Annotated in this window: 4 protein-coding genes and 1 pseudogene; 1 reads left to right on the forward strand and 4 read right to left on the reverse strand. The window is 61.0% G+C overall.

The window, feature by feature from the left end; translation table 11 throughout:
* Positions 1-461 (reverse strand): transposase (locus tag IEY31_RS18030; protein ID WP_188974343.1); only part of this gene is annotated, 461 nt, incomplete at its 3' end.
* A 24-nt stretch (positions 462-485) separates the two neighbouring features.
* Positions 486-2939: a putative bifunctional diguanylate cyclase/phosphodiesterase gene (locus IEY31_RS18035; RefSeq protein ID WP_188974344.1), complete on the reverse strand. Its 2454-nt coding sequence runs from the start codon at positions 2937-2939 to the stop codon at positions 486-488.
* A gap of 567 nt (positions 2940-3506) precedes the next feature.
* Here IEY31_RS18035 and IEY31_RS18040 point away from each other — a divergent pair.
* Positions 3507-5819 carry a tetratricopeptide repeat protein gene (locus tag IEY31_RS18040; RefSeq protein WP_188974345.1) on the forward strand — a complete coding sequence of 771 codons (2313 nt, stop codon included), beginning with the start codon at positions 3507-3509 and terminating at the stop codon, positions 5817-5819.
* Between the two features lie 136 nt (positions 5820-5955).
* On the opposite strand, the pseudogene IEY31_RS18045 reads toward IEY31_RS18040, so the two are convergent.
* Positions 5956-6591, reverse strand: a pseudogene (locus IEY31_RS18045) (IS6 family transposase); the annotation flags it as partial.
* Positions 6592-6739: 148 nt separating this feature from the next.
* Positions 6740-7921: a tyrosine-type recombinase/integrase gene (locus tag IEY31_RS18050; protein WP_188974346.1), complete on the reverse strand. Its 1182-nt coding sequence runs from the start codon at positions 7919-7921 to the stop codon at positions 6740-6742.
* Positions 7922-8237: the final 316 nt, after the last annotated feature.

An 8237-nucleotide genomic window follows, 5' to 3' on the forward strand; every position in this document is an offset into this window, starting at 1 on the left:
TGAAGTGGGAAATACACCTGTGGCGTGTCATACAGCACATGGACTGTGACGATCCCCGAATCTACTTTGCCCAGACTGCCCAGATACTGCCGTCCGACGTGGGCCGTGTGCGTGCCGTACTTACGATCCCCCGTCTCGTCGATCACGAGCACGGCATCATCAGTGGGCGCCAAACGGCGCCCACCTCGCATCAGCTTCAGGCGGGCTTGATGGAGCGCGTCCGGATCCCAGGTGCTTTCCGAGAGGAACCACTGCAGGTGCTGGGCTGCTTTGTGATGACTCCCTGGCTTGCCGGGCTCTGTGTTGGCCAGGCCGGTGGCGGTCTTATGCCGCTCAGTGCCGAGCAACAATCCCTGAAGGTACAGACGCAGCGCCCTGCGCTGCGTGGGTCGATTGAAGACGTGATCCAACTGGGCGCAGTACCTGTCCAGCGGATCAGCCACCACCCAATCCTTGGTCATAGCCAAGTGTGCGCTTCCAACCAGTCAACGGACTACCAATAGTTCTCTGGCTGATGATTTGGCGGACAGTCGAGCCTGCACCACATCGGCCTGTTCTGGCCTTGCCAGCAAATAGCCCTGTACCCGTTCACAGCCCAGATCGGTCACACTGGTCATCTGGGCCCAGGTTTCGATGCCCTCGGCGACAACTTTCAGATCCAACGAATGTGCCAAGGCTACAATAGCCTGCACTACCCGGTCTGATCCGTGGGCCTGTCCCAGCCCCTGGATCAGGGATCGGTCGATCTTGACGGTGGTGATAGGCAGTTGGAAGAAGTAACTGAGCGCGGTGTTTCCCGCCCCGAAGTCATCAATCGAAATACCCACGCCCAGGGCGCGCAATTCCCGCATCTTATGGGCGATCGACGCCAAGTCATTCAGCATGATTCGCTCTGTCAATTCCAATTCCAGCCAGCGCCCATCCAGACCATGGCGACCAAGAAGATGCCGCAAATCTTCCACAAACCCCGGGCGGGCGAACTGCAGCGGCGAGACGTTGATTGCAACTCGTGTGGGCGCGAGCCCCTGACGCTGCCACACGGCCTGCTGACGGCAGACCTCGTTAAGGACCCAGGCCCCCAGCTCGATGATCTGTCCGCTGTCCTCCGCGATCGGAATAAACTCGCCGGGCGAGACCTCATCCAGCGAGGGCGACGACCACCGCAACAACGCCTCAAGAGACGCCAATTCGCGCGTGCTGGACGCGAAGAGCGGTTGATACACGACATACAGTTCCTGATTGGCCAGGGCGCTGCGCAGGCCTGCCACTAGGTCTGCGCGAACCTGGATGACGCTGTTCATCTCAGGCGCGAAGTAGCAGATGGTGTTCTTGCCTCCGTGTTTGGCCCGGTACATGGCTGCGTCGGCCTGCTTGTGAAGGGGGGCGGCATCCAGCGCGGTCTCCGGGTACAGGGCGATACCGATGGACGTGGTCACCCGCACGGTCTGAGCGTCCAAGACGATGTCCTTGCTGACGCTGTCCAGGATTCGGCGGGCGACGCTGGCCACGTCAAAGACTTCCCCCACCTCGGTCAGCAGCACGATGAACTCATCCCCGCCGAGGCGGGCGACGGTGTCGCTCGGCCGTGTCGCCTCTTGCAAACGGCGGGCCGTGACCCGCAGCACCTCATCTCCTGCCTCATGCCCACAGGTGTCGTTGATCTGTTTAAACCCGTCCAAGTCGAGGTACAGGACAGCCAGCTTGCGGTTGTAACGCGCCGCAGCTGTCACTGCTTGGCCGAGCCGATCGCTGAACAGCACCCGGTTGGGGAGACTGGTTAGCGCGTCGTGGTGGGCCTGGTGGGCGAGGTGGGCCCGGCTGAGCTCCAGTTCCGCGGTGCGGGCCTGGACTTTCTCTTCAAGGTCTAGCGAGAAGGCGTGCAGTTCCATGTTGGCGGTATGCAGTTCGGCGGTGCGGGCAGCCACGCGGCTTTCCAGGTGCTGGGTTGCCCGATGCAGGTCACGGGTTAATGCGGCGTTTTCCGCAAATGCCACGGCCTGCCTGACCATCACCAGGGTGGCGACCAGCATCGTGCTCCACAGGACGCCACGCACTGTGAAATCCCCGGTTCCGTCCATCACGGTATTGAGCAGGAGGATCGCGGTTGCCGCCACAGCCAGGTAGGGGCCAGCCGTCAGCACCGTCCAGTTCAGCGCAGGCTCACTGATGGTGACCCGCGTGTTGTTGCCTCGGAGAATCGCAGCCATGCCGAACAGCAGGCCCCCGAGGCCCCAGAACAGATCAATGATGCTTCCGGAAACGTACGCTTGTTTGACCGTCAAAGCAGCGAAGCCCGTGTCGGCCACGACGAACGATGTCAATGCCAGAGCCATCAGCACGGTGACCTGACGCGGGAGGTGCTGATGGCGTGCCAACAGCAACAGCAGCAGGCACAGCAGCAGCAGGTCAGATATGGGATACGCCAGCGCGATGCTTCCTGTCAGCGGTTGTGCTCGGTAGTCCACAACGAGATCGGCCAGCAGAAACCGCCACGAGAACACTCCGGCGGCCGCCGTCATGATGCCCACATCCAGTCCCAGGCGCAGCCAGCCTGCCCGGCTCAGGTGGGGGCGGGGAAAAAGCAGCAGAGCTGCGCCGACCAGCGGTGGGAACAGCAGGAACAGAACGTCGGCAAGACTGGGGAATGGGTCCACCTGGCGAACCACCTGCAGGTAGGTGAAGATCACCTCGGCCAGTCCGAACGCAAGCAGCCCGATGCTGATACACACCCAGGCCACCGACTCCCGCGTGGATTGGACTTGACGGGCGGTCCGCACTGCGTATCCGGCTGCGATCAGAAAAGCTGGCACATACAGCAGGCCCGCCAGAAACGGTTGGAGATTCGGCGGCCCCCATCTGAACACCATCCATGAGATGTGCATCAGGCCAAGCAGCGTCAGCAGTCCGAAAGGGACAACGCGGTTGAGCTTGACCACCATGACCTCCATGCAACGTGATCACGGGCGTCACTTGCTAAAGCCAAGGTACGGGGATTCCACTGGCAGAGTCCTTACAACTGTGACTTATACGGAGTCCGTATTCTTTCCTGGTCGCTCCACTCAGATTTCTATCGCTTTTACAAACGATCTAACAGGATGAGGCTGCACCGAGATACGGAAAAAGCGGCCCACGAGGCCGCTTTGATTCCTTCAATATAGGGCGATATGCAGCCGCTGTCAAATCATGCGCCCCGATTCTCCTGTTAGCGAGGTGAAAGCGTCTGGGACACACTTTAAGCAGGTGTTTGGGAATGACCTGGCATTGAGACCTGCATGCTTACCTGCATGATGGGTTTGAAGGGCGAGCTGTGACGCGCGTCTGGAGCCTCGCGCAGCCCCAACTGGTCCTACCGGAATGAGCACGCCGCGGACCGGGCCTGTGAGTTTTCCCTGGCCGCCGCGTCTTCCACGGTGTTCTGGCCTCTGCTCTCGTGGGGCACACGTGCCTGGGGCGACACTGGACGTCAACTGGGAATCAAATCGTTCATGCTGCATTGAACACCAGTCATGCTGAAAATCCACATCAGCCACTGTGAGCAGTTGAAATCCGGACCGGCCAGCCGCACACTGGAGGTCTCTGCTGGCTATCTCCGTGCCTGGACAGGCACCCACCCTTTGGGCGCAGGGCCTTCCTGGTATGGCTCGGCCCACCAGCTCGTTTCCCCGCGGCGTCTTGGCAAGTTCCGCTCACCTGTTGTGTTGAATCACGGGAGGAATATGAACCGTTCTGTGACCGGGTCTGTTGTGTGGCTCAGCCTATGGCTCTGGGGCTGGGGACAGGCGCAAACGCCTACAGATATGAAGTCCTGTGACTCCCTTTACACCTGTGCCGCGCAGTACCTGAGCGGCTCGGGAGCGGCTGGAGCAGGAAGTGCTGGGGCAGGCGGCGGTACAACGAGCGGCGGCGGCGGCAGCGGCGGCGGCAGCGGTGGCGCGGGAGCTGGAAACGCACCCGATGCGTTCTATTACGGCGATTCCCAGGTGATCATGCCACTGGAAGACCATCTCGACGAATTGCAGGCAGGACGCTTGGTCCTGTGCCGTCCTGACGCTTCAGCTCAAGCCCCGAAAGACTTTGCAGCAGCCCTGGCGCAAGCGGACGCTGCGGCGTACGCCAAGGTTCCCAATGCTCCTAAAGTCAAAGCGACACTTCAGCAGTCCAGCGAGGACCACAATCTCGCCACAGCGGCCGCCGGCATGCGCAGTGGCCGTCCTCAGGCCGCGCTGGCAGCATTGTTGGCGGTCTATCAGCGCCATCCCCAATCTCCGGATGTCCTGGTTAACGTGGCTGCAACGCTGAACAGCCTGGGGCTTCCGGCGCTGAGCCTTGCCTTCTTACAGCAGGCTGAGGGACTTAAGGTGCCTTATGCCAGGCCTCTGGGCTGGGACGGGCGGGCCATCGCGCTGAACAATCGTGGTTACGCCCTCTTGTTGCTGGGGCGTTGGAAAGAAGCAGAAACAGTTCTGCAAGACGCCGTCAAACGGGAACCGCTGCTCTCCGAAGCGAAAAGGAATCTGGCGTGGGCCCTGTTGTGTCAAAATCTGGACAAGCAGGCGGCCCAGCAGTATCGACTCGGCCTGCGCCGCGCCCCCAGCACAGCGCAGGCAAATCAGACCGACATTCCCCTAGAGCAGCTTCCGCCGGGCACAAAGCCGGCGCTGGAAACGCTGACCGTCCGTCGGGAGTCACTGGCCCTTTTCGATCTGAGCAAAGGCAAGAAAGGCAAGCTGCCTGACCTGAAAATTCCGGACAACTCCCAGACGGCAGCGGAGATGCAACAGGCTTTTCTTGAAAAGGTCATGCGCGAAGGTGAAAAAGAAATCACGCTGGCCCTGCGGCGTGATGGCCTGCAGGCCGAAGCAGAAATCCGCCTGAATGCATATACCAATCCAGTCTCAAAACAGCGTGCCGAGGACCTGCTCTATGCCATAGAGATGGTGAACTTTGAGCCGGCAGTCCAAAAAGCCTACCGTCAAATGACGATAGCCCATGATGAGCTGTTAGACGCGGTCGGCAAAGCCCCCGTCAGTGAAGCCGTTCTCACGCGGATGTACGAGATTCTGGGCACACAGGAACAGGCAGAAGCCCTGCCTCTGATTCATGCCATGTGTTTGCCTGAGTTTGAAGCCCATTACAACAAGATCGAAGCGCGGGTCCACAATTACGACCACGACTTCAGGCAGTATTTCAGTCTGGCCCACCAGTACCGTTCAGCACTGGCCACAAACATCCAGGATGCTAAGGTCCATGCATTTGCTGATGCCATTATTCAGACGGAGCTTCAATCGGCCTTCGTCACGCTCATGGGCGCGCATGTGATGGCCTACGCCACGGGTGTTTACCGTGAAGCGGTCTGTCTGACTGCGCCCAGTGTGGCAGTCTCGGTGACCGTATCCAGTGCTCCTGAGGAAAGTACCAGTGCGTGCCCGGATGAGCTCAAAGGCCTGAAGGTCAGCTTGGAATGGCAGATGCTGAACATCAGTATGACCTGTGAAAACGTGGAGATCACCGTGGCCACCGCTGGGCCGCTCGGTGCTTTTACTAAAGTCAACAAGACTTTTCTCGGCAGCACGACCGTTGCCATCGGGGTTCGGGCAGGCGTGAGTGTTCCGGTTGTTCAGGCGGGCGCAGGAGTAGAGGCGGGCGTCTACCTCACGGTGGACCGTGCTGGAGGATTGCAAGATGTCGGGATCCAGGGAGCCGCGTCAGCTGGACTGGGTCTGGTGCATGCCTCCGGCCCACTATCGGTCTCCAAAGATGTGGCGGGCGTTGGTGCTGGCGTTACGCTGGGTCTGGTTAGCGGCATTCACCTGAATTGAAGCTGGGACCTGAACTTTACAGGGGCGTGGCCTGTTCGGAATTTGGGCGCCCTATAGCCAGAGCACCTCCTGTGCTGGGTTGACGGTGACGGTTGTGGCAAGTTGTTGGAGCGCGAGGTGGTGACGAAGGTTTCCAGTGGCAAGTGGGAACGGTGGAGTGGGCAGGATGGTGGAGATTTGTGACGCGAGCGTGCAGGTCGAGGAAGCCCTGAGCGCGTTTTCGTGACCTGAATTCCCGCTGTTGCCTTTCCTGCCGCCGTGTGGGGCGATGTGACTGCTCGATCAGGTTGTTGCAACGGGCGGTCGAGATCACCTGGATGTGCTCCACTCCGCAGCGCACGGGGAGTTGTCGAATCGCCCCTCCATAACTCCACAGTTTATCGGTGTGGATGATCTCAGGCACGTCGTATTGCCCCAGGAGGCGGACGAAGAACGACCTGGCGGCTTCGGTATCACGGTGTTCTTGCAATAAGACGTCCAATACGTCTCCGTGTTCATCCACGGCCCGCCATAACCAGTGTTTGACCCCGCCGATATCCACTTGCATCTCGTCCAGGTGCCATCGGGGACCCCGATGGCGGAGGCCTTGAGCGAAAAGGTCACAGCACTTGATGCACTAGGTCCGGATGGTCTCGCGGGTGACGGTGATCCCCCGCTCCAGTAACAGTTCTTCGACGTCCCGGTAGTTCAGGGTAAAGCGGTGATAGGGCCACACGGCGTAGCCGATCACGGCGAGAGAAAAACGGTAGCCGGAGAGCTTCTGACCGCTCAACACCGCGTCACCTTACCTCTACAACTTGCCACAACCCTCTTACATATACATAGCCCTGCTGCGGAATATGAGGGCGTGGCAACCCGAAAGTTGGAACGGGCGCCCGGAAGTCGGACGCCTGTTCCGAACCCTGTCTCAGGCGAAGGCGTCAGGCCACCCGTTCGTTGTCCTCATCGAGCTCAATAGGCTTGGCGGCGCTCCTGATCCTCAGCGGCTTCGGAATCAGCAGGTCTCCCAGCGCGAACGTGTGCCGCTCGTGCTCCTCCGCGAAGACGTGGCGGTAGATGTCCGCCGTCGTGCTCGGCCTCGAGTGCCCCAGCTTCTCGCTGACCACCTCCATCGGCACGCCCATGCTCAGCATCAGGCTGGCGTAGGTGTGCCGCAAGTCATGAAAGCGGACGGCGCCCAGCCCCGCCCGCTCGGCGATCTTCCCCGCCAGCTTGGTCAGCGAGTCCGGGTAGAGGCGCTCTCCCCTGGCATTGGTGAACACGTGGCTGGCCGCCCCCAGGCCCTCGGCCAGTTGATCCTGCTGATGCTTCCGGAGCAGCGCCACGGTGTCGGGAGCGAGATGCAGATCCCGCACCCCGGATTCTGTCTTCGGCTCCCCCAGGGTGGCCGTGCCATTCACCACGGTGATGTTCTCGCGGACCCGCAGTTGCGCCTTGTCCAGATCCAGGTGGGCCCATTTCAAGGCACAGACCTCTCCCCTTCTTAACCCGCTCGCGATGACGAACTCGAAGAGCAGGCCCAGGCGGTGCTCATGCGCCACCTTCAGGAAGGTGCCCACTTCCTCCGCGTCCAGGGCGCGGGCGGTCTTGCTCCGACGGAAGCTGGGCAGACGGGCCACCTCCGCAACGTTCCGGGCCACGATCTCGTCGAACACCGCCTCCTGCAGCGCCTGCCGCAGAATCACCCGCACCTGATGCAGCAGCGACTTCGAAAAGCCCTGGTCCGCCAGCTTGACGTAGGCGCCCCGCACCTCGCTGGGCTTAAGGTCCTGCAACTTGCGGTGGCCCAGCAGGGGGCTGAGATGCCGCTCGATGACGTAGGCGTAGTTGGCCAGGGTCTTCGGCGCGAGATTCGGTCGCTTGAGTTCCAGCCAGCGTGGCAGCCAGTCGGCCAGCCGGATCTGGCTCGGGACGGGTAGCAGGCCCCGCTGGTGGTCCACCAGCGCCTGCACCCGCGCCCGATCCGCGTCCTTCTTGGTCTTCTCGGTCCCGCTTTTCAGGAGCTGCTTGCCCCGTTCGTCAAAACCCAGCGTGACCTGCCAGCGGTAACTTCCGCTCGGCAGTTTCTTGACACAGCCCTCGCCATTCTCGCGTCGTTTCATCCTTGTTTTTCTCCCTCCCAGTGAGCGTTCCGCTCTTCCGGGAGTGGGATGTTCGCTCTAACCGCGGGATACATCCAGGGCTGAGCCGCATCAGTAGACGGGGTCTAGCAGGTGAGGTTCAATGATCCTGACCAGGGAGTGGTGGTGGCGGAGCTTGGCACGGATCGCAGTGGTGCCCGCAGCATCCTGACTCACGCAGGGGAAGTGGCACAAGTCGCAAACCTATGGCGTTCTCAGCTGAGATCGTCTGGTAGTGCTCCAGAAATCCCGACAGAAAATGGCCCACCCGTTGAGAGGGTCGGGCACACTGGAGGGA

This window comes from Deinococcus aerolatus (assembly GCF_014647055.1).
Taxonomy (GTDB): Bacteria; Deinococcota; Deinococci; order Deinococcales; family Deinococcaceae; genus Deinococcus; species Deinococcus aerolatus.